The sequence below is a fragment of the Perlucidibaca aquatica genome (genome assembly GCF_001676655.1).
GTDB classification, from domain to species: Bacteria; Pseudomonadota; Gammaproteobacteria; order Pseudomonadales; family Moraxellaceae; genus Perlucidibaca; species Perlucidibaca aquatica.
This window is the reverse complement of sequence record NZ_LZDB01000002.1, coordinates 424,597-448,867: the sequence shown is the minus strand read 5'-3', so window position 1 is coordinate 448,867 and position 24,271 is coordinate 424,597. Positions and strand designations below refer to the sequence as shown.

The 24,271-nt window shown below is 54.6% G+C and carries 23 protein-coding genes and 2 tRNA genes; 6 read left to right on the top strand and 19 right to left on the bottom strand.

Annotation, left to right across the window (positions count from 1 at the left end; genetic code table 11):
• Positions 1 to 10 precede the first annotated feature (10 nt).
• From A8710_RS05710 to A8710_RS05690, 5 genes are read right to left on the bottom strand one after another with little or no spacing between them, the layout of a single operon-like run.
• Entirely contained in the window at positions 11 to 1,204 is a 1,194-nt protein-coding gene (locus tag A8710_RS05710) for a restriction endonuclease subunit S (RefSeq protein WP_068858572.1), read from the bottom strand.
• Positions 1,201 to 2,790: a type I restriction-modification system subunit M gene (locus A8710_RS05705; RefSeq protein WP_068858571.1), complete on the bottom strand. Its 1,590-nt coding sequence runs from the start codon at positions 2,788 to 2,790 to the stop codon at positions 1,201 to 1,203. The genes A8710_RS05710 and A8710_RS05705 overlap by 4 nt, the downstream gene beginning before the upstream one ends.
• On the bottom strand, positions 2,790 to 4,679 hold the full coding sequence (gene rmuC / locus A8710_RS05700) for a DNA recombination protein RmuC (RefSeq protein WP_068858570.1): 1,890 nt from the start codon (positions 4,677 to 4,679) through the stop codon (positions 2,790 to 2,792). The genes A8710_RS05705 and rmuC overlap by 1 nt, the downstream gene beginning before the upstream one ends.
• An 8-nt stretch (positions 4,680 to 4,687) precedes the next feature.
• A complete protein-coding gene (locus tag A8710_RS05695; protein ID WP_068858569.1) occupies positions 4,688 to 8,068 on the bottom strand; it encodes a DEAD/DEAH box helicase family protein in 3,381 nt (1,126 codons plus the stop codon).
• Between the two features lie 49 nt (positions 8,069 to 8,117).
• Entirely contained in the window at positions 8,118 to 9,632 is a 1,515-nt protein-coding gene (locus A8710_RS05690) for a sigma-54 interaction domain-containing protein (protein ID WP_227512994.1), read from the bottom strand.
• Positions 9,633 to 9,979: 347 nt separating this feature from the next.
• Here A8710_RS05690 and A8710_RS05685 point away from each other — a divergent pair, with 347 nt between their 5' ends.
• Complete coding sequence (locus A8710_RS05685; RefSeq protein ID WP_068858568.1) at positions 9,980 to 10,168, top strand: helix-turn-helix transcriptional regulator; 189 nt, start codon at positions 9,980 to 9,982, stop codon at positions 10,166 to 10,168.
• On the opposite strand, the gene A8710_RS05680 is transcribed toward A8710_RS05685, so the two are convergent.
• The 10 genes from A8710_RS05680 to A8710_RS12465 form a co-directional block, all read right to left on the bottom strand.
• A complete protein-coding gene (locus A8710_RS05680) occupies positions 10,155 to 11,330 on the bottom strand; it encodes a tyrosine-type recombinase/integrase (RefSeq protein ID WP_068858567.1) in 1,176 nt (391 codons plus the stop codon). The two genes, A8710_RS05685 and A8710_RS05680, sit on opposite strands and share 14 nt — an antisense overlap.
• Positions 11,331 to 11,508: 178 nt before the next feature.
• A tRNA-Ser gene (locus A8710_RS05675) sits at positions 11,509 to 11,599 on the bottom strand.
• A 101-nt stretch (positions 11,600 to 11,700) separates the two neighbouring features.
• Positions 11,701 to 11,940 (bottom strand): DUF6726 family protein, encoded by a 240-nt coding sequence (locus A8710_RS05670; RefSeq protein WP_068858566.1) that lies wholly within the window; start codon positions 11,938 to 11,940, stop codon positions 11,701 to 11,703.
• Between the two features lie 19 nt (positions 11,941 to 11,959).
• On the bottom strand, positions 11,960 to 12,673 hold the full coding sequence (gene purC, locus A8710_RS05665) for a phosphoribosylaminoimidazolesuccinocarboxamide synthase (RefSeq protein WP_068858565.1): 714 nt from the start codon (positions 12,671 to 12,673) through the stop codon (positions 11,960 to 11,962).
• Positions 12,674 to 12,689: 16 nt separating this feature from the next.
• Positions 12,690 to 13,265, bottom strand: a complete 576-nt coding sequence (gene bamC / locus A8710_RS05660; RefSeq protein ID WP_068858563.1) for an outer membrane protein assembly factor BamC — start codon at positions 13,263 to 13,265, stop codon at positions 12,690 to 12,692.
• Positions 13,265 to 14,140, bottom strand: coding sequence for a 4-hydroxy-tetrahydrodipicolinate synthase (gene dapA / locus A8710_RS05655; protein WP_068858561.1), 876 nt, complete (start codon positions 14,138 to 14,140; stop codon positions 13,265 to 13,267). Before dapA ends, bamC begins: the two co-directional genes overlap by 1 nt.
• 132 nt (positions 14,141 to 14,272) lie before the next feature.
• Positions 14,273 to 14,348 (bottom strand) — tRNA-Gly (locus A8710_RS05650).
• A gap of 60 nt (positions 14,349 to 14,408) precedes the next feature.
• Entirely contained in the window at positions 14,409 to 14,810 is a 402-nt protein-coding gene (locus A8710_RS05645; protein WP_068858560.1) for a phasin family protein, read from the bottom strand.
• A 38-nt stretch (positions 14,811 to 14,848) separates the two neighbouring features.
• Positions 14,849 to 16,078, bottom strand: a complete 1,230-nt coding sequence (locus A8710_RS05640; protein WP_068858559.1) for a DUF445 domain-containing protein — start codon at positions 16,076 to 16,078, stop codon at positions 14,849 to 14,851.
• Positions 16,059 to 16,187 (bottom strand): hypothetical protein, encoded by a 129-nt coding sequence (locus tag A8710_RS12465; protein WP_264753526.1) that lies wholly within the window; start codon positions 16,185 to 16,187, stop codon positions 16,059 to 16,061. Before A8710_RS12465 ends, A8710_RS05640 begins: the two co-directional genes overlap by 20 nt.
• Between A8710_RS12465 and A8710_RS05635 the strand changes: the two genes are divergently transcribed.
• Positions 16,186 to 16,959, top strand: coding sequence for a hypothetical protein (locus A8710_RS05635; protein WP_068858558.1), 774 nt, complete (start codon positions 16,186 to 16,188; stop codon positions 16,957 to 16,959). The two genes, A8710_RS12465 and A8710_RS05635, sit on opposite strands and share 2 nt — an antisense overlap.
• Before the next feature lie 21 nt (positions 16,960 to 16,980).
• Here A8710_RS05635 and A8710_RS05630 read toward each other — a convergent pair whose 3' ends face one another.
• Complete coding sequence (locus tag A8710_RS05630) at positions 16,981 to 17,277, bottom strand: hypothetical protein (RefSeq protein ID WP_068858557.1); 297 nt, start codon at positions 17,275 to 17,277, stop codon at positions 16,981 to 16,983.
• Between the two features lie 78 nt (positions 17,278 to 17,355).
• On the opposite strand from A8710_RS05630, the gene A8710_RS05625 reads away from it, so the two are divergent.
• Positions 17,356 to 17,589: a hypothetical protein gene (locus tag A8710_RS05625; RefSeq protein WP_068858556.1), complete on the top strand. Its 234-nt coding sequence runs from the start codon at positions 17,356 to 17,358 to the stop codon at positions 17,587 to 17,589.
• A 6-nt stretch (positions 17,590 to 17,595) separates the two neighbouring features.
• On the opposite strand, the gene sixA is transcribed toward A8710_RS05625, so the two are convergent.
• The 3 genes from sixA to htpG form a co-directional block, all read right to left on the bottom strand.
• Positions 17,596 to 18,120, bottom strand: coding sequence for a phosphohistidine phosphatase SixA (sixA, locus tag A8710_RS05620; protein WP_068858555.1), 525 nt, complete (start codon positions 18,118 to 18,120; stop codon positions 17,596 to 17,598).
• Between the two features lie 2 nt (positions 18,121 to 18,122).
• Positions 18,123 to 19,151 carry an NAD(P)H-dependent glycerol-3-phosphate dehydrogenase gene (locus A8710_RS05615; protein WP_068858553.1) on the bottom strand — a complete coding sequence of 343 codons (1,029 nt, stop codon included), beginning with the start codon at positions 19,149 to 19,151 and terminating at the stop codon, positions 18,123 to 18,125.
• 120 nt (positions 19,152 to 19,271) lie between these two features.
• On the bottom strand, positions 19,272 to 21,179 hold the full coding sequence (gene htpG, locus A8710_RS05610) for a molecular chaperone HtpG (protein ID WP_068858551.1): 1,908 nt from the start codon (positions 21,177 to 21,179) through the stop codon (positions 19,272 to 19,274).
• A gap of 187 nt (positions 21,180 to 21,366) precedes the next feature.
• Between htpG and A8710_RS05605 the strand changes: the two genes are divergently transcribed.
• The 3 genes from A8710_RS05605 to A8710_RS05595 all read left to right on the top strand — a co-directional run bounded on the left by A8710_RS05605 (position 21,367) and on the right by A8710_RS05595 (position 24,192).
• Positions 21,367 to 21,846: a DUF3015 family protein gene (locus A8710_RS05605; protein ID WP_068858549.1), complete on the top strand. Its 480-nt coding sequence runs from the start codon at positions 21,367 to 21,369 to the stop codon at positions 21,844 to 21,846.
• 44 nt (positions 21,847 to 21,890) lie between these two features.
• Positions 21,891 to 23,642 (top strand): Lnb N-terminal periplasmic domain-containing protein, encoded by a 1,752-nt coding sequence (locus tag A8710_RS05600; protein WP_068858547.1) that lies wholly within the window; start codon positions 21,891 to 21,893, stop codon positions 23,640 to 23,642.
• A gap of 67 nt (positions 23,643 to 23,709) precedes the next feature.
• Complete coding sequence (locus A8710_RS05595) at positions 23,710 to 24,192, top strand: FKBP-type peptidyl-prolyl cis-trans isomerase (protein WP_068858545.1); 483 nt, start codon at positions 23,710 to 23,712, stop codon at positions 24,190 to 24,192.
• The last annotated feature ends 79 nt before the right edge of the window (positions 24,193 to 24,271 follow it).

Here is a 24,271-nt window from a genome sequence, read left to right as displayed (position 1 = left end):
TATCTAAAGTCTAGAGCTGGCCAGCAAAGGCTTTTTGACTCAAAGAATAAAATGTAATTCCAGCATATGAAGCCGCTTCCTTCATCCCTGTAATAGCAGATTTAATTTTCCCCACTATTACATGGTAGTTATAAATTGTTTTTTTGTCCGGAATTAAAACTTCATACCCACGAAGCTCGACTGGCGAAATATGAGGAACTGTTGTCTCTGTTGGGCAACAGTGGCTCGCAAAAGCCTGTGACTTGATGCAAGAATAAATATATTCGGAAAATATAGCTTCCTTAGGCCGCAAGCGAGCCACGCGTTGCACCAAGTATGTATCGACTTCTTGCTCAGAAAAGATACAAACCTTTAAGCCACTCGATATCCACGGACGATCCATTGCCAAAACTATATCATTACTCAAGAGAAGATATTTCTCTAGTCCAGCAAGCTGATCTTTGGGCCAATAAGCTGTATCACTCCAATCAAAATAACTCGTCAGCACATTAGTTCCGCGACAAAGCCTTACAGCCACATCTGAATCACTGACATATTCATCACTTTTGAAGGCATGCCCCGTAATGATGTCAGCAAGCTCAGTGATAGAGCCTTTCTTGAAGCCTTTCGGGTTGGTCACCGGGTCGCCGAATATGTCAAGAAACACGGCGCGAAGGAAGTCTTCGGCAAGCTGGATGGCATGCTGGCGTTTGCGGCGGATGGCGTCGGCCTTGTCGAGGATGGCGGCGATGCGCTTTTGTTCGGGTAGGGGTGGGAGGGGGATAGTGATCTCCCGAATTAATGGCATATTTAATCCAGCACGATCCTTATCACCAGTGATATTCCGAATATTCTGATACTGCGAATTCAAATAATGAAAAAGATAATCTGAAGACAATTCTTGCTTATCATTTGGATTTATAGAAACAATCGACTGATTGCATGTCGCACCCTCCATCCTGAGCAAGGCAACCGTCCCTCGCGTCTTACCCTGCCCATTCAAAGCAATAAGGACACTATCTCTCGGCAAATAACGAGCATTGGATTCTTTAACAGCAAGCCCCGTTATTCTTTTCTCACAATCAGATATTTCTTTCTTGTGAATATCTCCAGAGACAATCCATGGCACTGTTCCTTCTTCGTAGTACTCCGGCCTACTTGTACTAGGTGTTCCACCGGTCATTAAGGTGCATAAATCACCAATCTTAAAATTGGGCCAACTCACAGCATCTCCTCCAGCTCATCCAGACACGCCATGATTTCCTGCTCTAGCCCTTTAAGCCGCTGTAGAATCACTTTCGGGTCCTCAAAGGCTTCCTGCTGGTACTCCACTTCCTTGTAGCGACTGATGTTGAGGTCGTACTTGTTGGCGGCGATGTCTTCGGCCGGCACGACAAAGGCCTTTTTGCGCTTGTCGCCAAACAGGGTGTTGATGGTGCTGGTGCTGGTGCTGATATTGCCCTCCACCATCTGCCGGTATTTTTGCCACTGGGCGATGGCGTCGGGCAGGTCGTTGCTGCCCTCGCCTTTCAGTTCGGTGCGCTTGTCGTCCAGGGAGTAACCGTCGGCCTGCAGGTCGTAAAACCACACTCGCTCGGTGGTGCCGCCCTTGGTGAAAATGAGGATGGCGGTGCTGACGCCGGCGTAGGGTTTGAACACGCCGCTGGGCAGGCTGACGATGCCTTCCAGCTGGTTGTTATCGAGCAGCTCCTGGCGCAGTTGCTGGTGAGCCTTGGACGAGCCAAACAGCACGCCGTCTGGCACGATCACCGCCGCACGGCCACCGAGCTTAAGCGAGCAGAGGATATGGGCGACGAACAGCAACTCGGTCTTTTTGGTTTTCACCAGGCCGAGCACGTCGGGGTTGGTGTTGGTTTCGTCTAGGCTACCTTTGAACGGCGGGTTGGCCAACACCACGTCGAAGAAGTTTTGCTCCTGACGCGGGTAGTGCTCCTTGATGGATTTGCTCAGGGAGTCCTGGTAGCGGATGTTCGCGCCGTTCACGCCGTGCAGCATCATGTTCATGCTGGAGACGCGCAGCATGGTGGTGTCGAAGTCGAAGCCCCAGAACATCTGGCTGTTGATGTGCTGGCGGTAGGGCTCGAGAAGGTCACCGGAGTAGTGCCGGTTGCCGTCTTCGTCTGTGAAGGTGCCTTCCGGGCTGGAGTGCACGCGGTTAAGGTATTCCATGGTGCGGGCGAGGAAGCCAGCGGTGCCGCAAGCCGGATCGCAGATCACGTCGGTGGGCTGCGGGGCAATCAGCTCGATCATCGCGTCGATGATATGGCGCGGAGTACGGAACTGGCCGTTGATGCCGGCGGTGGTGAGCTTGCTCAGCAGGTATTCGTAGATGTCGCCCTTTACATCGCTCTGGGTCAGCGGCAGATCGTTGACCATCTCCACGGCGGAGGTGAGCACGGACTCGTTCTTGATCTCAAGATCGGCGTCCTGCATGTACTCGCTGATATGGCCAAGCCCTTCACGCTCACCGCCCTCGCCTTCGGCACCGCCGAGTTGTGCGAAGAACGGATAGACATTCTGCTTGAGGTGGCTATGCAGCTCCTTGCCACTCATGTTGCGGAAGTTCTTCCAGCGCAGCAGTTGGCCCTCCGGCGTATTGGGAAATAGGCGGGCAAAGCCCTTACCAGTGCGGTTGGCTTTGCGCTCAGCCACATCCTCCTGCATGTCGAGCATGCGGGCGAACATAAGGTAGCTGATCTGTTCGATAACGGTCAGCGGGTTGGTGATGCCGCCGGTCCAGAATTTCTCCCAGAGCTTGTCGATATCGTTGCGGATTTTGCCAGTAAGCATCAGGAGAACTCGAATTCATCTTTAGGTATGGTGGCTGACTCTGAGACCTGTTCGCCTTCGGGAGCATGAACAGATAACAGTGGCTGGCTTTCGTTTTGCTCAGGAGCGTCGTCGATGGGTACGACAATCAGTGACAGCCGCTCACTTTCAAAGTCCATGTGGGCAGGCTCCAGCATTGGCAAGGATTTGCTGACTTTGGCTGATAGCTGACTGAAGCGATCAATCTTGCCGTAAAGGCCTTGCTGCCCGGCCAAGGCCGTTACAGTGCTATTGTAATGATTACTGGCCGTATTGAGCGTACCGCCCAGCTTACTGAGTCGCTCGGCCACGGTGCAGACTTGGTTATAGATTTCGCCAGCCTTCTCACTGATTTCCCGCGCCTCAGTATTGCTGCGCTCGATCATCCACAGGTTGGAAACAGTACGCAGGATGGGAATGAGGGTGGTGTGCGAAACTAGCACGATGCCTTTTTTGTAGCCGTACTCGAACAAATCCTTGTTGTGCTTCATCGCTTCAATGTAAGCCGGCTCGATCGGCATGAACATCAGTACAAAGCTGGGGCTGCGCATACCAACAAGGTTGGTGTAGTCCTTGGATGCTAGGTCATCAATGTGCTTCCGCACTGCCTTAACGTGCTCGACCATGGCGAGCTGATAGGCCTCCGGTGTCTCTGCACTGACAGCGCGATCATAGGCATTCAATGACACTTTACTGTCGATGATGATGTGTTTGCCATCAGGGATTTTGATCAAGTAATCGGTCTGTTTGCTTTTACCTTCGGCATCTTTGAAGGAGCTCTGCACCTCGAAGTGGGCTTCTTCGATCAGACCGCTCATTTCCAGCGTTCTACGCAACTGGGCCTCTCCCCAAGCGCCGCGCTGCTGTGAGTCACCCTTAAGTGCAGAAGTGAGGTTGTTAGCCTCCTTGCTCATCTGTAGACCGATCTCCAGAACCTTTTTGATTTCACCATTGAGGCTGGTGTTGCCCTGCTGAGACGCGTCATGAACATCGTTGATACGTTTCTGGAAGCCCTCGATCTGCTCACGGAATGGCTTGAGCATGCCATCAATACTAGTCTGGCTGGTCTGGGTGAAGGTTTTTCCTTTCTCTTCGAAGATCTTGTTAGCCAGGTTTTCAAACTCTTGGGTCAGCGACTTGCGCGCATCAGCGAGCTGCGCCATCTGCTCCTGGAGGTGCTCTTCGCGCTGGCTCAGGGTGGTTTTGAGCTTGGTGTGCTCAGATGACAAGGTATTGAAACGCTCCTGAAGCTCGCCAAACGCCTTTACTTGTAGATTCAGTTGCTGCTTGGTTTCAGCCAACTGTGCGCGGGCATCACGCTCAGAGGCCTCCGCCACCTTGGCACGAGTTTCCTCATTCGCCAGTGCATCTTTCAAGCGATCCCTCTCCTCCTGTAACGCGAATTTGGCCGTACTAGTTGTATCAAGACGTTCCCGCAACTCCCTCATCTGCTCTTGCTGACCGTGAATACTGGACTGTGCTGCCTCCAAGCGCTTGGCAGCTTCGTGATGTTGTCGGCTAGCTTCCTCGAGCTTCATCTGCAGGTCATTTGCAGTCGCTTTGTGATCCTGCAGTTCTTGCATCAGGCGAGCGTTGGTTTCGATCGACGCCTGAAACTGCGCCTTGAGCTTACCCTCCTCCACTTGAAGCGCTTGGCTTCGACCCTCTGACTCGCGAAGCTGGCGCTGAAGTAATTGCGACTGTGCTTCTGTTGAAGTCTTGACCTCTGTCGCTTGTTCAAGCTGTGCACCGAGCTGGTTAACTTGCCGGCTTTGACGCAGGGTTGCGAGCACAGAGCCGATGACGGCTGCGGCGATGGCGAGCACTGCGCAAATCACGATTATCTCAGACGTCCATTGACTGGCTTGCATGTTCACTCCTAGTGACTGTTGAGAGGGGTTTCCGCTCGCAAAAAGGGCTTTAGCACAAACACCAGCTCACCCACATCGTCAGGAGTAAACACGCCGTCGATGCCTTCGTGGGAAATGCTGGAGAACGGAGCGTCATAGAGCTTTTCAATGACGATGCTGCCGTGCTGGGCGATGTAGCTTTTCAGCAGGTTCAGGAACTGCACCTGCTGGGCCGTAAGGCTGGGGTGGGTATGCAGGAACTGGGCGAAATGCTGCTCGATAGCTTGCACATCCAGACCTATCAGCTCGCGCACGGTCAGCTGTAGCTCACTGGCGGTGCGGCCATAGAATTCGTTGAGCACCTGCAGGCTGACACCAGGATGGCTGGAGAGGATCGTCGAAGTGAGCGAGTCCAGCTCCTGCTCGGCAATTGGCTCGCCCTTGTGGATTTTCTGCAGGGTCGGGTTGGCAGCCAGCATACCGTCGAGGATGTCCTTGAGGCGACGCCGATAGATCATAACTTCGTTGGCACCAGCAATAATTACCTTACGCTCATTCACTTTCAAACCACCATCGCCAGTGCGTGTACTGGGCATGGGATAATCATCGATACCGCTGGTTTGTCGGTATTTCATGATGCCGCGCAACTCCTTGCGAGCGTTCTCCAGTTTGTCGATGCTCGGCTGCTTCCAGAAAATAGCACTGCGTACCTCTTCAATCAGGGCATCCTTCTGTCGCACAGCCTGAATATTGATAGCGAGCTTGTCGATCTCTGCCAGCAGGGTGATCTTGCCATCCTCGAAACAGCTAGCTTGCTCCACCAGGCAGCGCTCGATACCAGCAATGAGTTTGTCGAGCGCGGTGGCATGTTTGTCGCGCAGCACACGAGCAGACATCAGTGGGGAAATGGTGGTCGCCAGCAGGTGCTGGGTCTTGGCGTCGAACTTTTGCAGCTGGCCACCCTGCTGCAACTGATGCACCGCTCGCAGCTCACGTTTGACTGCGACACTGCTCTCCGGAAGATCATTGATGTCGGCACGCAGCAGCGCGATAGCGGCATCAAAGGCGGCGGCATGGTTGTGCTTGAGAGCCACCTGCGCCAGATCCAGACGTGCTTCAAAGGTAGTCTGCAGGAGCGACTTGCTGCCATGATCTTCCGGCTCTTCGTACTCTTGCTCGAAGAAGTCGAAGTTGCCGTAGTGATCGAAAATGAGGAACTCGGTTTTGTGCTTACCCTGACCAAATAAGTTAGGACGCAGTCGTGTGCCACGGCCAATCATTTGCCAGAACTTCACCCAAGACTTAACCGGTTTGGCAAAGACCAGATTGACCACTTCGGGCACGTCGATGCCGGTATCAAGCATGTCCACCGAAATGGCGATGCGGAAGTCGTTGCCGGGCTTTTTGAATTCCTTAATCAGCGTCTCCACATGAGGAATGGCGTTATGAATGACCTTGCAGACTTTGCTGCCATACTGTGGGTAGAGCTTGCAGAACAGCGCCTCCAGATGCTCAGCATGGTCTTGACGCTGAGCGAAGACGATGGTCTTGCCGACAAGTGAGCCGGTCTCATCCTTGAGGCCGTTGTTGATCAAGTTTTCCAGGATGATGCGGTCGGTGTCTACACTGAAGATCTTGCGACCGATGTCCTTGCCAGCGATGGTGGTGCGCTTGGCCTCTACCTCGCCTAGGTCTGCTTCGAGCTGACGCTGCTGTTCCTTACTCAGGTCGTTGTAGTGAATGCCATCGCGCAGGAAGTCGGTGGTGAGGTCTTTGACGCGGAACGGTACTAAGTAAGGCGGATCGTTGTTAATCGCGGCATCGAGACCGAACTCGAAGGTCGGGTCGGTGGTCTCGCAGTCAAATATATCGAAGGTGTTGCGGCTAATAAACTTCACCGGGGTGGCGGTAAGGCCTACTTGCAGAGCATCGAAATAGTCGAACAGATCACGGTACTTGTTATAGATGCTACGGTGGCTTTCGTCGGCAATGATCAGGTCGAAGAAGCCTACATCGAGCTGCGCAAAGCGGTTCATCATGCCCGGGTAAGTAGCAATGTAAACACGTGCAGTCTGATCCACCTTGTTAGTTTCACCAATCACGCAGCGCGGCTCGCTGGGCAGGTTCTGTTTGAAGGCATCATCGGCTTGAACGCGCAGCTCTTTGCGGTCACACAGAAACAACACGCGCTTGGCCCAACCGGTGCGAAGCAGCAACTCGGCCAAGGCAATGGCCACGCGGGTCTTGCCAGTACCGGTGGCTTGTATAATTAGTGCGCGGCGGCGTTGCTGCTGGAAGTGTGCGGCAACCGTTTTGATCGCTTCGATCTGATACGGGCGGTCAGCGATGTTCAGATCCGGGTTATGTCGCTCCAGCTCCGGTTTGCGGTATTGGCGCTGGTAGATCAGGTATTCAAGGCTGTCTTTGCTGTAGAAGCCATACACCGGACGGTAGGTGTTGTACTGCGCGTCGTCCCAGAGGAAGGTCTCGTAGCCGTTGCTGTAGAAAATCACTGGGCGCTGCATGCCCATGCGCTCAAACCCATCGGCATACATGCGGGCCTGCTCGCGCCCGGCCTGTAGGCTGACATTGCCTGATTTCTTGGCCTCGATCACGGCCAGCGGCTGACCATTGTCGCCCCATAGCACATAGTCCGCACGGCCCTTGCCGGAGTAATTATCAGGAAAATCGACATCCACTTCCTGACCGACCTGCGAGGTATTGCCAATATCCCAGCCCGCCTGCACCAACATGGCGTCGATTAGCAGAGCGCGGGTCTTAGCTTCGTTCCACTGCAGGCTGTCTGCAACCTTTTGGCTCTGCTGCTGACGCTTTTGCTGGTCAGGCTTGGCAGGCGGCTCCAGCTTGTCGAGATTGCGAATGCGCTCCTGCTCAAGCTTTTCCATGACGCGCTGCAGCTCTTCCTGCTGCTGATTGAGCTCTTTCTCATAGCTGAAGACGGTCTTTTGCAAACTGGCTAGAGTCGCTGTCGTATCCTGCACCTCTGCAAAGGGGAGAATATCGGCTTGTGCGATGCCGTAGTACTTGATGGCCATGTACATGGCCAGTTGATGCGCGGTCTTCAGTGCCAGCTGTGCATCGCGCAGGTCACCTTCCGCACCGTGAGCGGTGTCATTGCCCTGGATACGCAAGAAATTGATCTGGTGAACCAACGACTTGCTGACGCAATCCGTAAACACCGAGTTTTTCACCAGATCGTAGAAGGTTGACTGCGGCATACGTGGCAGCAGCTCTTCCTTGTAAATAGCTTTGGTTAACTCTTCTGCGAAGCTGCGCAGGCGAGTGAGTGCACTACCCGGATCGATATGTAGGACGGCTTCAGCGAGGCCACCGAGGTTCGCCAGTAGTTCGTTGCCGGTGCGGAGAAACTCGAAGTTGACTGATTTCATATAAGCGATTCTGTCCATGAGGGCCCTATAGCGAGGACCGTGCCAATTCTTATTCGATGCCGTACTTTTCCATCCAATTAGTCAGTGTCTGCTGACTTTTGAGCCCCAGCAGGCTGGCCGCACGGGTTTTATTTTTATCGGTCAGTTTCAGAGCTAGTCGCAGATAATGTCTAGCAACAAATGATATTACTTCTTGCAAATCAATTCCTTGAGAAACATCAAGAGACATTGGATCGTCCTGATTTCGGGGCAATTGGAACAGCGCTTGCTCTATATCATCAGCATCAATCACATCACTACGACACCAAAGCGCAGCGCGCAGCAATGTCGATTGCAACTCACGCACATTGCCTCGCCAAGCGTTACAGAGGATAAGATTTTTTGCATTTGCGGAAATTTTCTTACCTTTGAGCAGCTCGTCCCTATCTGCAATTCCGTTCAACAGCGCATCGGCCAATAGCAACAGATCACCCTCTCGTTCACGAAGCGGCGGCAGATGCAGGACACCGATGGCAACGCGATAGAAAAGGTCCTCCCGGAAGTCACCATCTACCACCGCTTGCATCAGATTGCGGTGTGTCGCCAAGATCAGTCGAAAATCCACGCGGACCTCTTGACTACCTCCGACAGGGGTTACCACCCCCTCCTGCAGCACTCGTAACAGACGGACCTGAGTATCAGGAGTCAACTCTCCAAACTCGTCCAAGAACAGAGTTCCGCCATCAGCCTGTTGGAAAACTCCGGCACGACTCTCAACAGCACCTGTGAAGGCTCCTTTGCGATGACCAAACAATGTGGAGTCAATCAGCTCTGGGGGGATAGCACCGCAGTTGACCGCAACGAATGGTCCAGATGAGCGAAGACTGGCATTGTGAATCGCTCTGGCGAATAGCTCTTTCCCAGTACCTGTTTCACCATAAATCAGAACAGGCACCTGCTTTTGAGCAAGAATCTGCGCTTGCGCTTTGAGCCTGAGCATCCGTTCACTCTGTGTAATGATGCTATCAAAAGCCGCATTGACTGGAGCCTGGTCATCAGCAAGCTGAAGTAGCCTATCAGCAGTAATGCTGTTAGCTACCGGAACATATTCTGCGGCGATCTCGAATGGCACATCAACCTTCTGAACCCCCTGCTCTAACGAGGACTGATAGAAAGTGACTTGATAACGAGTCTTGCCAAGCAAAATCCAAACAGCCTGCATGGCTGGTGTGCCGGGGCTAAGCAAAATGGACAGCTTAGTCTCAGGAGACTGCATCCTCCCCAGATGGGCATTGGCAGCTTGATAGATATCGCCGAAATGCACCGGCGATGTCAGCGGTTCATAGCTGATATTGATTTCCGCACTTACCTGCTCACGCAGCCAGGACAGATAGGGCTCAACCTTCTCAGCCGGGTAAGAGGACAGTAATTCGACCTGACAGAAAGACCCGGATCTAAGCGTCGCAAGCACAGGCCCAGCGTTACCTCCTGACACTGCCATGAGATCATTTCCACCTATCCAACTAAGCAGCACATTTTGCGTTTTAGCCACGCGACTTAACCCTATTTTTTTATTTTCTTCCAAATGCTTGACTCATCAACATCATCGTTTACCTAACAACTATCTGGATAGTACCCCATCCCGTTAGGCTTAGGTTTGAGTGAGATGGCGTCAGTCACATCACAGTACGATCGGAATTAATAGAAGGCCTCTGCAGGCATGTGAACAAGGCTGAAATCAAAAGAATGTTCTGGCGAAAATCCCATGTTCAGCGCCGGCAAAATCGCCGGGCATTTGACCGGTCAACTTGCTAGCTCACTACGGCTGACGACCTTGCCGCTAGAGCGCGCTGCGCTACGCTGCAACAGGTTGGGCAGTTTCACCCGCAAGGCCACCATGGCAGGCAATTCCCCTCCATGAGTCGAATTGCCATGAATATCCCCACTGAAGACCGCGTGATCTTCCGCCCCGAACTGCAGGCACTGCTTCATGTGAGCAGCGAGACCATCCGTCGCTGGCTGCTGGCCAGCAAACTGCCCATGCCGGATGTCGCCTTAACCCGCAAAACCGTGGGCTGGAAGCGCTCCACACTGGAGCGCGCCGGCATCAAGCTGGCGTGAGGCCGCAGCTGTCCAGCCAGTCAGCCCAGTCCTGCAACAGCTTCTTGCGATCCGGCAGGTACTCGGCACGGTTGTAGACCGCACGAATCTTGTTGTCAGGCACATGCGCCAACTGGCGCTCGATGGCATCTGGCGAGTAACCGTTTTCGTTGGCCCAGGTGCTGGCCACTGATCGCCAACCATGGCCGGTCATGCGCCCTCGGTAACCCATTCGCGCAATCAAGGTCAGCACCGCATTCTCAGACATGGGTCTATCCATGCGATGCGGAGCCGAGAACACATAACGGGCTTCCGGCCGGCTCCGCGCCCGCAGCTGCTTGAGCACGGCCAGCGACTGGCTCGACAACGGCACCAAATGATCGCGATCCCGCTTCATCTTGCCGGCCGGAATCAGCCAAACCTTGGCGGCTTCGTCGACTTCCGACCACTCCATCATGCGTAGCTCATTGGTACGCACCCAAGTCAGCGCCAGCAAGCGACACGCCAGCACGCTTTGCAAGTCGCCCTCCATCGCCAGGCGCTCCAGAAACTCCGGCACTTCTCGCAAGGCCAAGGCGGCAAAGCTGGTGACCTTGGCACGGCCGAATGCTTTCTCCGGGCGGATCAGCGCCGCCGGGTTGATGTTGGCGATGCCGTTTTCAACCGCCCACTCGAACACCTGCCCCACCCACATGCGTACCTTGCGCACATACACATGCAGGCCGGCGGCATCCATGAGCAGCAATTCGCCCAGCAAGTCATCACGCGTGATGCTGCCAATCGGCTTCGGCATCAAACGCACCAGATGCAGCTCAATGCCGCGCAGGGCATTGGTGCGATAAGTCGCAGACACATCCTTGCGGCCTTGCCAGTAAGTATCGGTCGCTTCGGCCAGCGTCATGCCTTGGCGATTGACTCGCCGAGGAGCCATGGGGTCATGGCCTTCAATCAGCGCCCGTTTCACTTCCTCACGCTTCACGCGCGCGGCAGCCAGTGTAATTTCAGGATACGAGCCAAGACTCATGGTCTGCGGCTTGCCAGCCAGACGATACGCCAGCCGCCAAGTACGCGAGCCGGTCGTGGAAACATAGAGGTGCAAACCACCGCCATCGAACAGCTTGTAGGGCTTGTCGCTGGCCTTGGCTCCCTTGCAGCGCGCATCTGTCAGCGCATTTGTAGGCATCGTGCCGCCCTCTCCCGATTTGTACCTACAGCGATACCTACAGACTAGCTGTGGTGAACCGTGGTTATCGGTGGTGAAGTGAGGGCAACCGTGCAAACAGAAAACCCCCGGAAGCCTTGATATTACTGGGCTTCGCGGGGGTTATCTAGGGGTACTGCCCGCTTGCGTGGGCGTGATTTGGAGGAGAAGGAGGGATTTGAACCCTCGATACGGTATGACCGTATGCCAGATTTCGAGTCTGGTGCATTCAACCACTCTGCCACTTCTCCGAAGGATGCGAAAGATACCGGAAGCCTTCCGCTAACTCAACACATTCAAACACTGAGCGGCGAAAAAACAGTCGCCGCTTAGCGCTCAGCAAGTGCCTTACTTACAGCGGAATTTTATCGATGCTATCGGCAGCGGTATCAATACCGCTATCAACACTTTCCAAGGCTTCATCAACGGAGTCGCCCACCACGGGCACCACAGAGACAAAGGCCCCAACGAGGGATGCCGACGCGCCGACAACACGCATGGGCATAGTGACTAATTTCGTTAACAAGCAGCCACTGAGGCTGCTCGCTAAGGCCAAAATAACTACACCGCGTAACAGCTTCTGCGTTTGCATGTCGCTCACCCCTGGATTGTTAGGCGATGGTCACACCCAAACGATGCGCCACTTCTTCGTAAGCTTCCACCACGTCGCCGAGGCCTTGGCGGAATCGATCTTTGTCGAGCTTCTTGCGTGTTTCTTTATCCCACAAACGGCAACCGTCAGGGGAAAATTCGTCGCCTAAAACAATCTGACCCTTAAACACGCCAAACTCTAGCTTGAAATCGACCAACAGCATGTCGCCGGCGAGGAACAAAGCCTTCAGAATGTCGTTGATTTGCAGCGACAAACGCTTCATTTCCGTGAGTTGCTCTAAGGTCGCCCAGCCAAATGACACGGCATGCGCTTCATTGATCATGGGATCGCCCAAGGCATCATTCTTGAGGAACAGTTCGAAGGTGGGCGGGTTCAGCGCCAAACCCTCTTCAACGCCAAGTCGACGCACCAGTGAGCCTGCGGCGTAGTTACGCACCACACACTCGACCGGAATCATGTGCAAGCGCTTGACCAGCGATTCGGTCGGCGACAACAGCTTGACCTGATGCGTGGCAATGCCCGCAGCAGACAATTTGTCCATGATGAACGCATTGAATTGGTTGTTAACCGCACCTTTGCGATCCAGTTGTTCAATACGCTTGCCATCGAACGCAGAAGTATCGTTGCGATAAACAATCACCACATGATCGGCATCATCGGTAGCAAATACAGACTTGGCTTTGCCCGTGTAGAGCAGGTCACGCTTTTCCATCAAAACTCTCCAAACCTCAGGGCCAACGCGCCTGCAAGGTGGTCAATAAATTTCGCGATACGGCTACTGGAGCCAAGGTTTCATCGTTGCGTTGCAAGCTCAGCACAAAGGCTTCGGTGGCACGCACCATGCGTAATTGGTAGTCCTGACCAGCAATGCTGATATCCACCAAACCTAACTCTTGGTTACGGTCTTTCAGGCTCACACCCGCGTTATTCAAGGCACGGCCAAGCTCGTCCCAAACACGCTCACGAGGACCAACGACACGCAGCTCAGGAACGCCATTACCATCCGTTCCCAATTTAACAGGCGTGCGCCCAGGGCTATTCGGCAGCGGTGGCAGAGATACTTCTTGAACGGGTTTCATGGCCGGAGGAAAAGGCACAACAAAGTTTTTGCCCGAGGCGGATGCTGTTTCGGCAACCGCTGGAATGGGGTAGAGCGGCTTGATCGGACGGGTTTCCACGCCCGCAGGCATGACCAACGCGGGCGAAGGCTTAGCCTGACCGTAATCTAAGCTGCGATCACGAAAGTAACCTGAGCACGCGGGCAGCAGCGTGACCGCAAGGGCAACAAGGACGAATTGACGCATTAAAGCACTCCAGATGCAGACAACGCCGCACGAACGCGCGGCTGGGCATCTGCGGAGAGTACCGTTAAAGGCAGGCGAATGCCGAGCCCCATACGGCCCATTTCTGCTAATGCCCACTTAACCGGGATCGGGTTCGACTCAATAAACAAAATTTGATGCAGCTGGGCTACCGATTCGGTTAGCTCGCGAGCTCGCTCAGCGTGCCCCGCTAACGCCGCTTCGCAGGCATTGGCCATCACACCCGGGGCCACATTGGCGGTGACCGAAATATTGCCTTTGCCACCCAGAAGGATCAGCTCAATGGCAGTGGCATCATCACCCGAATACACCGCCATACGATCGCCTACTAAGCCAATGAGCTCTTGGCCTCGCACGAGGTCGCCAGTGGCATCTTTAATGCCGACAATATTGGGCGTGCCCGCCAATCTCGCCACCGTTGCGTTCAGCATATCGACGCCGGTTCGACCTGGCACGTTGTAGAGAATTTGGGGGATTTGCACGGCCTCTGCGATGGCTTTGTAGTGCTGGTACAAACCCTCTTGCGTGGGCTTGTTGTAATACGGCGTGACGAGCAAGACGGCGTCTGCGCCTAAGTTCGCGGCCGCTTGTGTGAGCTCAATTGCTTCGCGTGTGGAGTTTGCACCGGTACCGGCAATAACCGCTAAGCGACCTGCAGCCACTTCAATGACCACACGCACGACTTCCAGATGCTCATCCACATCTAAGGTAGCCGATTCGCCCGTGGTACCCACGGCGACGATGCCATGCGTGCCTTCGGCAACATGCCACTCAACCAACTGCTTAAGTGCCGCCCAATCCACACTGCCATCAGAGTTCATGGGTGTGACTAAGGCCACCAGGCTACCAAGGATCATGCGGCTCTCCACCAGCTGTCGTGTGTTTCGTTAGCCGCGTATGGTAGCTGCCTATCTCGGGAAAAACAAAAAAACTCAAGCGTCGGCCATAAAAAACCCCCGGGCCTTTCGGCACCGGGGGTTTTTCGTATTTGGAGCGGGAAACGAGACTCGAACTCGCGACCCCGACCTTGGCAAGGTCGTGCTCTACCAACTGAGCTATTCCCGCTTATCTGTGGGGGCGCATTCTAGGCATCGCCCCCAGCACTGTCAATACTCGCCAGCCAGCTTAACGCGACTTTTCCAATTGCTTGGCTAGTTGCTCAATGACACGCGTGAGTTGGTCCATGCGGTCCGTTAAGACTTCAATATCTTTTTGCGAGGGAATGCCCAAGCGCGTTAGCGTGCCCGTGAGACGCTCATCGATCGCCCGCTCAACTTTCTCGCGGGTATCCGACGCCTTCTCGATAACTTTTTCCTTTAAGTCATGCGCCGTGGAGTCGGTGATTTCCTTGGTTTTATGCTCTAACTCTTCGCCGATTTTGACCAAGTTATCGAACAGTTTCCCGCCCTCTTCTTCTGCGCGTGAAAACGCCCCCAGACCTGCGAGCCAAATTTGTTGCGTGTATTTACGCAAGTCTTTACTCGGGGCAATTTTCAAACGGCCACGAGCGGCTTTGCTGTCATTCATATCCACGCTACATCCTCACTCTTCAAATCCGAAAAGGCTTAGTAAAAACCCATCAGCAATAATTGCACAAAGCCAGCGATAGCCCCAAGTGCGGCTCCTAGCATAATCAAAATCCACTCATCTTCCTTAAAAGCGGGGCGGAGTAATTGTTGAAATTCCGTATCGGTCATGGCGGCCATGCGTTGGCTGAGGATGCGCTGTATCACGCCCGATCGCTCACGACTGAAGTGCATATCACTCACAGACTCCAACGACATCTCCAGTGCCTTATCAGCGACCCGGGACTTTAAGTTGGCATAGCCCTCGGCGCCCATGCTGATTTGAATCGCGGTGCGCACCACACCCGACTCGAGCAAAGGGCGTAAATGCCGCTTAATCATGGCCTTACTGCGATGCGCCTGGCCGCCGGTCATAACTTCTGTCATGAGGTTACTCAGGTTAATAATGTCGCGCGTGCAAAACTCGGCAAAGGTGTCGGCTACGGCTAATTTGCGACGCATAAATAAACCGTGCAAACAAAATGGACCTAACTTGAGCGGCTCAACGGGTCGAAAAATGACATTCAAGGCCAACCAGTTGGTCAGATAGCCCACGGCAAAGCCAAAGACCGGCAAGACCCAACTCTCCGGAAAAGCGAGATACACCAGCACTTGGATAAGTCCAAAAAGAAAACCAAAGCCGGCCCCGGAGTTCACCACAAACTTGAGTTCAACCCGACCTACCTGCTGAAACACCCGCACCACGAGGGATTTATCTTCCTGCATGAGGCGCACGACCATGGCCTTCAAATCGATGAGCTGCTCAATGTTCTCGGCCATGTCATCGACTATGTTATCGAGGATCTCAGGCAGCTGGCGACGAGCTCGGGCATAGACACGATTGCGCACCATGATGGGCAAGTTTTCCCAGAGCACGGCATTGCGCTCCGTCATGATCTCGTCGATGTATTCTTCCAGACGCAAGCCCACGTTTTGGCTGATATGCGCCGCAATTTTCTCGGGCTCTAACTCGCGAAATAGCTCAGACAGCGTGGCTAATTTGGCAAGGGAGTTATCCACCACAATGCCGGCCATTTTGCCGGCCTTCGAGGGAATGATGCCCTGCCAGCCCAAGTGCCAACGCTTAATGCCAACAAACTCGATGGGCGCAAAGGTCATTTTGATGGCCAGCCAGTTCGTCAGCCAACCAACAAAAGCAGCAACAAAAGGCATGCTGACGAGCAGCCAGAGGTCTGCACGCGTGCTGAGTTCAAGCCACCAATCGCTCATTGCCGTCCTTACCGATCTGAAAAATCAGCGCCATCAACAGCGCAGCTAAAATATGCCGGCGAGTATACACTTGCGCGGATTCGCCGAACCCGATAAAAGTCAGGCCCATGAGCTCACATCACACCGAAGAAAAAGAACACGCTCGCAAGCCGGCCCTCATTCAAGAATTAATGCTGGGCGGATTGGAAAGCCTGATCAATGCCTTTATAGACTTAGACGCTGATACACAGGCGCAATGTCGCTCGCGTGAAGGATTGATTGTGCGCGTCAAAAGCGCAGACCCTTATGGCGTTTTCTATGTGCTATTCACCGACCACGGCATTGAGCTTTCCAGCCAAAGCCCGGGCATGGCCAAGGTTCGCGTGGGCGGCTCAGCCATCGCGATTGTCGGCGCCCTGCTCGGTGGCCAAGGCCTCGATAACGACCGCAAGATTCATGTCTGGGGCGATGAGGCTCAAGTCGTCTGGCTAAAGGATTTACTGCGCGAATTTAATTTCCGCACATCGGCGCAACGCTGGTTGGGTGAGCACCTCAATCTCAACGATATGTTGGCACGGCTTCGCCGCCACGACCCCAGTTGGCTGACCGACCTCATGCCCATGCCCAACCTCATGCGGGATGCTCAACTTCAGCTGAAATTGCTGCGTGCCGACGTGGATGAGCAAGCGCAAACCCTGCGCGACAGTGTGCGTGACTTACATCATCAACGCCGCTGGGATGTGGCCTTAATGCTCATGCTAGTACTCAGTACCTGCCTCGTTTTTACTCCTGGCGACACCATCAGCAGCAAACTCGAAGGCCTCACGAGCCTGCATATTAGCTGGGCGGTCTTTGCCGCCACGCTGGTGTGTACTCGCTTTTGGCGACGCTCTCGCTACTAAGCTCCATGGCAGCCGAGTGAACTAGTCTCGTTTCTTTCGGCTCAGCAAGGCTTGCAGGCTTTCACTAATCAGATCCGTGCCACTGCGGTTGGCCTTCCCACTTGAATCGCGCAACGCCTCTTGCTGCGCGCTTTCCGACAAGCTCTCTATGATGGCGCGCTTCACACGCACATCGACCGTGCGTGCAATGGACTCATGCAGGGCATCTAAGTGGTGTTCCCACAGCGGTGCGCCGCTGCGTCTCAACCACCAGCGCACGATAGCCAGGGTCAAAATGCTCGACAAAATAGCTGTCCCCAGCATCTGCAATAAAATCATCTCGTACACACTCCTTGAAGGCACTTTACAAGCGCCATGAGGGCTAGGGTAAGATGCCTGCTCGCTCAGGAGCCCCGCATGATTACCATTGAAATTACCAACCTAGACGAACTCGTGCGGGAGCATCGAGGCTCGTTGTCGGCTCTGTTTGGCAAGCTCGTTAAGGATGTTGAAGGTGAGGTAGAACGCATCTTGATCAACGAACTAAAGCGCGAGTTCGAGAAGCGCGGCATCCAAGCCAATATCTGCAGTATTGCTGGCATTAGCCTGCGTCAGTTTGTGACCAGCAACCTACCCTCAACGAATCCCTAAGCTCGCTCAGTTATCGCCGAAGCGCGCAAGCATCGCGCGCAAATCTTGCAGTGCATTGTTGCTTTCCGGTGGCACAAACTGCGCGACCACCGTGGCAATACCGGGCGCAATAACCTGTGCTTCCAGTACGCGAACCTCCGCCAATGCAAACGGCTCGCCGGTACTCAGCACACCTTCACTGAGCCATTGGCTGAGTGAAGCAATCAATGGCATATGGCTCACCACAATGAGCTCATCCACACCTGCACGCAGCGCCAGAGACAGCACTTGCTCAGCACGCAGAATGTCGCCATCCGGTGCGAGCTCTTCGTGCGTTTCAAACTGCAATAGACCAAACGCTTGCTGCATCACCGAGGCCGTTTGCTGAGCGCGCAACAAGGGACTCGCCAAGAGCTGAACCGGACCAGAGACTTGCTTGCACAGCCAGTCCGCCACAAGCTGCGCCTGTGCCCAGCCGAGCTCGGTCAGCTCGCGGGCAGCATCCTCCTCATGAGCGGCGGCTTCTGCATGGCGTATGAGATACAAACGCATGCTTATTCCTCGCCCGGCTTTGGCAGCACAAATTCAACATCGCTACTTTGGCTGGCCAACATCATGGCCAGCACCACGTCATAGAGGCTGCGGCCATTGAAAATAATTTCGTAAAGCCCGCTGACGAGGGGCATACGAATACCCAAGGCATCGGCGCGATGTTTCACCATCTCGATGGTGTTAATGCCCTCGGCCGTTTGCTCCAGCTCTTCCACAATTTCCTGCAGCGTCTGACCCTGACCAATGGCGAAGCCGACCTGGTAATTACGGCTCAGCGACGAGGAGCAGGTCGCGATGAGGTCGCCGACTCCCGCAAGCCCTAAGAAGGTCAATGGATTCGCGCCCAAATGCACGGCAAAGCGGCTCATCTCAGCGAGAGAGCGCGTCAGCAACATGGCTCGACTGTTTTCACCCAGCTTGTGGGCCGCCGCAATGCCAGAGGCCACAGCGTAGATATTTTTCAGCGCGCCACTGAGCTCCACGCCATAGACATCGGTATTGGAGAACACACGGAAATACGGGCATGACAACACGCCATGCACCGTGTCGCGCAGCACTTCGTCATGGCTGGCCACCACCGTGCCGGCGATTTGTTTCGACATGATTTCTTTGGCCAAATTCGGGCCGCTAATCACCCCAATTCGTGACAGCCCAGTTTCTTCACGAAGGATTTCGCTCATCAAGGCAAAGCTGCCTTTCTCGATGCCTTTGGTAGTGCTAACCAGCATTTGCTCGGGCCGCAAAGATGCTTTGGCGGCCTGCAATACCGAGCGGAATGCCTTGCTCGGAATGGAAACAAAAATCAGATCGGCCTGCGCCACAGTCGCCAATAAGTCATCGCTAAACTGGAGTTCTGGGCAGAGTTGGAAGCCGGGTAAATAGCGCGTATTTTCGTGGCTCTCGCGCATATCGGCGAGTTGTTGAGGGTCACGCAGCCACAAGGTGGTGGGGTTGCCATTGCTGGCCGAGAGATTAGCGATGACGGTGCCGAAACTGCCGCCACCGAGCACCGCTACACGAACTTGAGTCATGAAAACATCCTGACAGAACGCCCCCATGAATCGGGGCAAGATGGCCGGATTATACCGACCGGCCCTGCCCCGCCAAGGAATTCTGTCGGACGATTTGGCAATAGACCCGACTGTTTTGCCTTAGACGCCTTGCAGAAGGCGCTGTACGCGTCGCACATACGCGGCAGGATCATCCAACTGTGCGCCTTCGGCCAACGCCGCTTGATCCAGCAAGACCAGTGCGAGGTCGCTGAAACGCGCCTCATCTTGCTCCTCCGCTAAGCGCTCGACCAAGCGATGCGCCGGGTTGATTTCCAGAATGGGCTTCACGTCTGGCAGTTTCTGACCAGCGGCTTCCATGAGCTGACGCATTTGGAAACCGGGATCGAAGGCATCCAAAACCAAGCAAGTCGGCGACTCGCTAAGACGGTTGGTGGTACGCACCTCTTTCACACGATCCTTCAGCGCTTTCTGCAAGCGCTGAACCACGGCTTCGGCTTGCTGAGTTTGCTCGGCGCTGACTTCAGGCTCTGCGCTATCGCCAGCGAGCTGGCTTAAATCAACTTGACCCTTACCAATGTGCTGGAACTTCTTACCCTCGAACTCCATGAGATAACTCATCATCCACTCATCGATGCGATCGATGAACAGCAGCACTTCCACGCCCTTCTTGCGGAACAGCTCCAGATGCGGGCTCTGACTGGCCGTGGTGTAGTTGTCGGCGGTGAGGTAATAGATCGTGTCCTGACCTTCCTTTATGCGGCCGAGATAGTCCGCCAGCGCCACACTGGGCGTGCCTTCGCCGGTGGTGCTAGAGGCAAAGCGCAGCAGCTTGGCAATTTTATCTTTGTTAGCGTGATCTTCGGCCAGACCTTCCTTCAGCACCTGACCGAAGATGGCGTAGAACTTGGCGTATTTTTCTGGGTCTTCAGCGAGCTTGGCGAGCATGTCCAGCGAACGCTTGGTCAGTGCCGACTTCATGCTGTCGATGATGTCGGACGATTGCAGCAGCTCGCGGGAGACATTCAGCGGCAGGTCGTTGGAGTCGACCACGCCCTTGATGAAGCGCAGGTACAGCGGCATGAACTGCTCGGCATCGTCGCGAATGAACACGCGCTGCACATAGAGCTTGAGGCCGCGGGCGCCATCGCGCTGATACAGATCGAACGGCGCACGACCCGGCACATAGAGCAGCGAGGTGTATTCGAGCTTGCCCTCGACCTTGTTGTGGCTCCAGCTCAGGGCATCTTCATAATCGTGAGCGATGTGCTTGTAGAAGGTCTGGTATTCGTCGTCTTTCAGCTCGCTGCGCGGGCGTGTCCACAGTGCCTGCGCCTGATTCACGCGCTCGAATTCGCCAACCTCGCCTTCTTTCTCAGCGGGCTTGCGCAGGTACACCGGCAGCGCAATGTGCTCGGCATACTTATTGATGATGCTGCGTAAACGCCAGCCATCCGCAAACTCTTGCGAGGCTTCGCGCAGATGCAAGGTAATGGTGGTGCCACGCTGTTCATGGTGGATGGTTTCAATACTAAACTCACCCGTCCCCTCGGATTCCCAACGCACGCCTTCATCCGCCGATGCTCCTGCACGACGCGTCTCCACCACGACGCGATCCGCCACCACGAAGGACGAATAAAAGCCCACGCCAAATTGGCCAATCATTTGGCTGTCTTTTTTCTCATCACCACTGAGGTTCTTCATGAACTCTGCCGTGCCCGAACGCGCGATGGTGCCTAAATTCTGCAACACCTCTTCACGGCTCATGCCAATACCGTTATCACGCAACGTGATGGTTTTAGCGTCAGCGTTCACGTCCAGCCAGATACCCAGCTCAGGATCTTCCGCCAGCAAGCTGCCATTACTTAGCGCCTCGAAGCGCAGTTTGTCGGCGGCATCGGACGCATTCGACACCAGTTCGCGCAGAAAAATCTCCGGGTTGGAGTACAACGAATGAATCATCAGGTGCAGCAGCTTAGACACTTCGGTCTGGAAGCCGCGTGTTTCCTTTTGCGATGCCGTGGACGTGGTTTGTTCGGATGAGGTCATGAATTAGCTCCTGAAAAAAGACGCAATACAACGCTGCAATGCCCAAAGCACTGCCATGGCTTGTTAATGCGGTCTATCACTGAGAATTCAAGGGCTGTTTATCTGCTCACTTTTAGACAAATGGCAGCTATGCAGACGCAGAGAAATGACTACACTCAAATTCCCCGAACTTAGAAGAGACTTCACCATGAAAAAGTTCCTTGCCGTTGCCATTCTTGCTAGTGCGAGCAGCATGTCTTATGCCGATCCAGACGCCGGTTGCGGCGTAGGCTCGTCGATCTGGGCCGGTAACTCCGGTTTATTACCGAAAGCATTAGCTTCGTTTACCAATGGCTTTTTCTTCCAAAGCGTTTCCATTACTGCCGGTGTGTTTGGCTGTAATAACAATGGCGTGGTGAGCTCTTCCGTTCGCATCACCATGTTTACCGGCTCCAACATCGACAAGCTCGCCAGCGAAATGTCTGTAGGCCAGGGCGAAACGTTGAACACCTTAGCTGACTTGATGGGCGTACCTAGCCAAGACAAGCCGGCGTTCTTCCAAGCCACTCGTGACAACTTCAGCACCATTTTTGCGGATGACAAAACCACGGCCGGCCAAGTCTTGAGCGCAATGAACAGCGTGCTCGCACAAGACGCCACCCTCGCTGCTTACGTCGTTAAGGCCTAAGCGCGTTGCGGTTAGCAAAAGCCCTGCTTAGGCAGGGCTTTTTCTTGGCAAGCCTTTTGGGTGCGGGTCTGTTATCAGCCGCGCCTAGCTTGGAGCAACTGGCTGAAGATCCCTACTGGCTACGCTTGCTTCGAACGGAAGCAGAGCAGCCACGCGTCATGCTTGATACCACGCTAGTGGCATTCGCCAGCCAAGCGCCTCTGGGTAACCAACACGCCCTATGTTTGTACCCGGCCCGCGCACACTGGTTACGCGAACAGCGACCCGACTTGGCGGAACAGTGGCCTTCCGTCTCCTGCCCTGAATTTGAAAGCTGGCTACGCGACTTAAAGCCCGAGCGCGTGACGCTGGTCTATGCCAGTGACTTCGCCGGGAACCCGTCCTCGTTGTTTGGTCACACCTTGCTACGCATCGACAGCGAAAATCAGCAAAATGATTTATTAGCCTATGCCATCAATTTTTCCGCCAACAGCGGTGGCGTGGGCGGCCTGAGCTATGCCCTAGCGGGCATGACCGGACGCTTCCCCGGCAGCTTCTCGCTGCTGCCCTACTACGACAAAGTTCGCGAATATAACGACTTAGAAAGCCGGGATTTGTGGCAGTACGAGCTCAATTTAACGCCCGCTGAAGCAAAGCACATGGCTAGGGTGTACTGGGATTGGCGCCAACAAAAAACAGCGTACTACTTTCTGCGCGAAAACTGCTCGTACGAACTTCTAGGCCTGCTCGACGCAACCCGACCTAGCCTCAACCTACAGGCTCGTTTTAAAGGTGCCGTCATCCCGACCGATACCGTGCGTGAGATTGTCAGCGCGGGTCTGGTGAAACAGGTGAGCTGGCGTGCCTCTGCCAACACGCGCCTGCAAACCCAGGTGACACGCAACTCACAAGCGGTAAACCATGCCGTGGTGGAAATGCTTAGCACACGAACGCTGGCTCCCTTGCAAACGCTTGCTCCTATTGAGCAGGCGCAAGCCCTAGAGCTCGCACACGATGAGCAATACCGCCGCTTCAATCGCGATCAGCGCAGCGACTATGGCCCCTGGTTTCGACAACTGCTGATGGCGAGAAATCGCGTGCCAATTGCCGAGCAACGCCCGCAGCCGTCCACACCCAATACACGCCCCGAGCAAAGCCATCGGACGGCCCGAACCGGCGTGGGCTTTCAGCAGTCATCCCAGGGTGAAAGCGTCTTGCTGCACTACCGACCGGCTTATCACGATGTCTTGGACGACCCCGCCGGCTATCGCCCCGGTTCGCGCGTCAGTGTGTTGGAGACTACCCTACGACTGGATGTCACGCCCACCGGAAAGCAGCGGTTAGGGTTAGAGCGCTTTACCTTACTTGCTGTTGATACCTTCACGCCTGTAGATGCTTTAGCCACCCCATTGAGCTGGACCGCTTTTTTAGGCGCAGAGCCTGTGCTCAGTGAAGGCGACAGCCCACGTTGGCACACACAAACAAGCTTTAATGCCAGCGCCGGCCTAACCACAGCACTGAACTCAACCAATTACTGTCATGGCCAGCTGGCGTGGGTCAACCGCTACGAAGCTGGCCATGGCTTAGATAGCCGTGTGGGGCCAAGGCTGGGCTGCTTTGGTCAATGGCCAGCACTCGCACTGCAATGGCAAGTGGATAGTCGCTATCTGGCAGGAGCCGGGCGCGCCAGTCGTGAGACTGAGCTTGGCCTGCAATGGGGAATCAATCGGGATAATGCTCTGCGCTTGCAGTGGCAGCAGAGTGAGCGAGATGCTCGTCGGGATCGACTCAGCCTGAGTTGGCTACGTTATTTCTGAAATGCGCCGAATCGGATAATATGCGCCACTCGGCACTTCAGCCGTTTCTTATTGAAAGGTTTTTAACATGCAAATCGCTCAAGACAGCGTCGCCCTGATCGACTACACCCTGACCAACGATGCCGGTGAAGTCATCGACAGCTCCAACGGCGGCGAACCGCTGGCTTACCTGCATGGTCACCAGAACATCATTCCAGGCCTGGAAAAAGCCCTGCTCGGCAAAGCCGTTGGCGACAGCCTGAAGGTCAGCATCGCACCCGCTGAAGGCTATGGCGAAGTGAACCCGTCGCTGGTTGAAAATGTGCCCAGCAACTTGTTCCAAGGTGTTGAGCAAATTGAAGTTGGCATGCAGTTCCACGCCCAGACCGGCGGTGGCATGCAAGTTATCACCGTAACCGCTGTTGAAGGCGACACCGTGACTGTTGACGGCAATCACCCATTAGCAGGCCAAACACTGCACTTTGATGTGACCGTGAAAGAAGTTCGCGCCGCATCGCAGGAAGAGTTAGATCACGGCCATGTGCATGGCGCCGGTGGTCATCACCACTGATCACGCTTTTGCTTCATAAAATGCCCCGTTTTTTCGGGGCATTTTTTTACCTTTTAGTCACGCTGTCCTCAGCAATAAA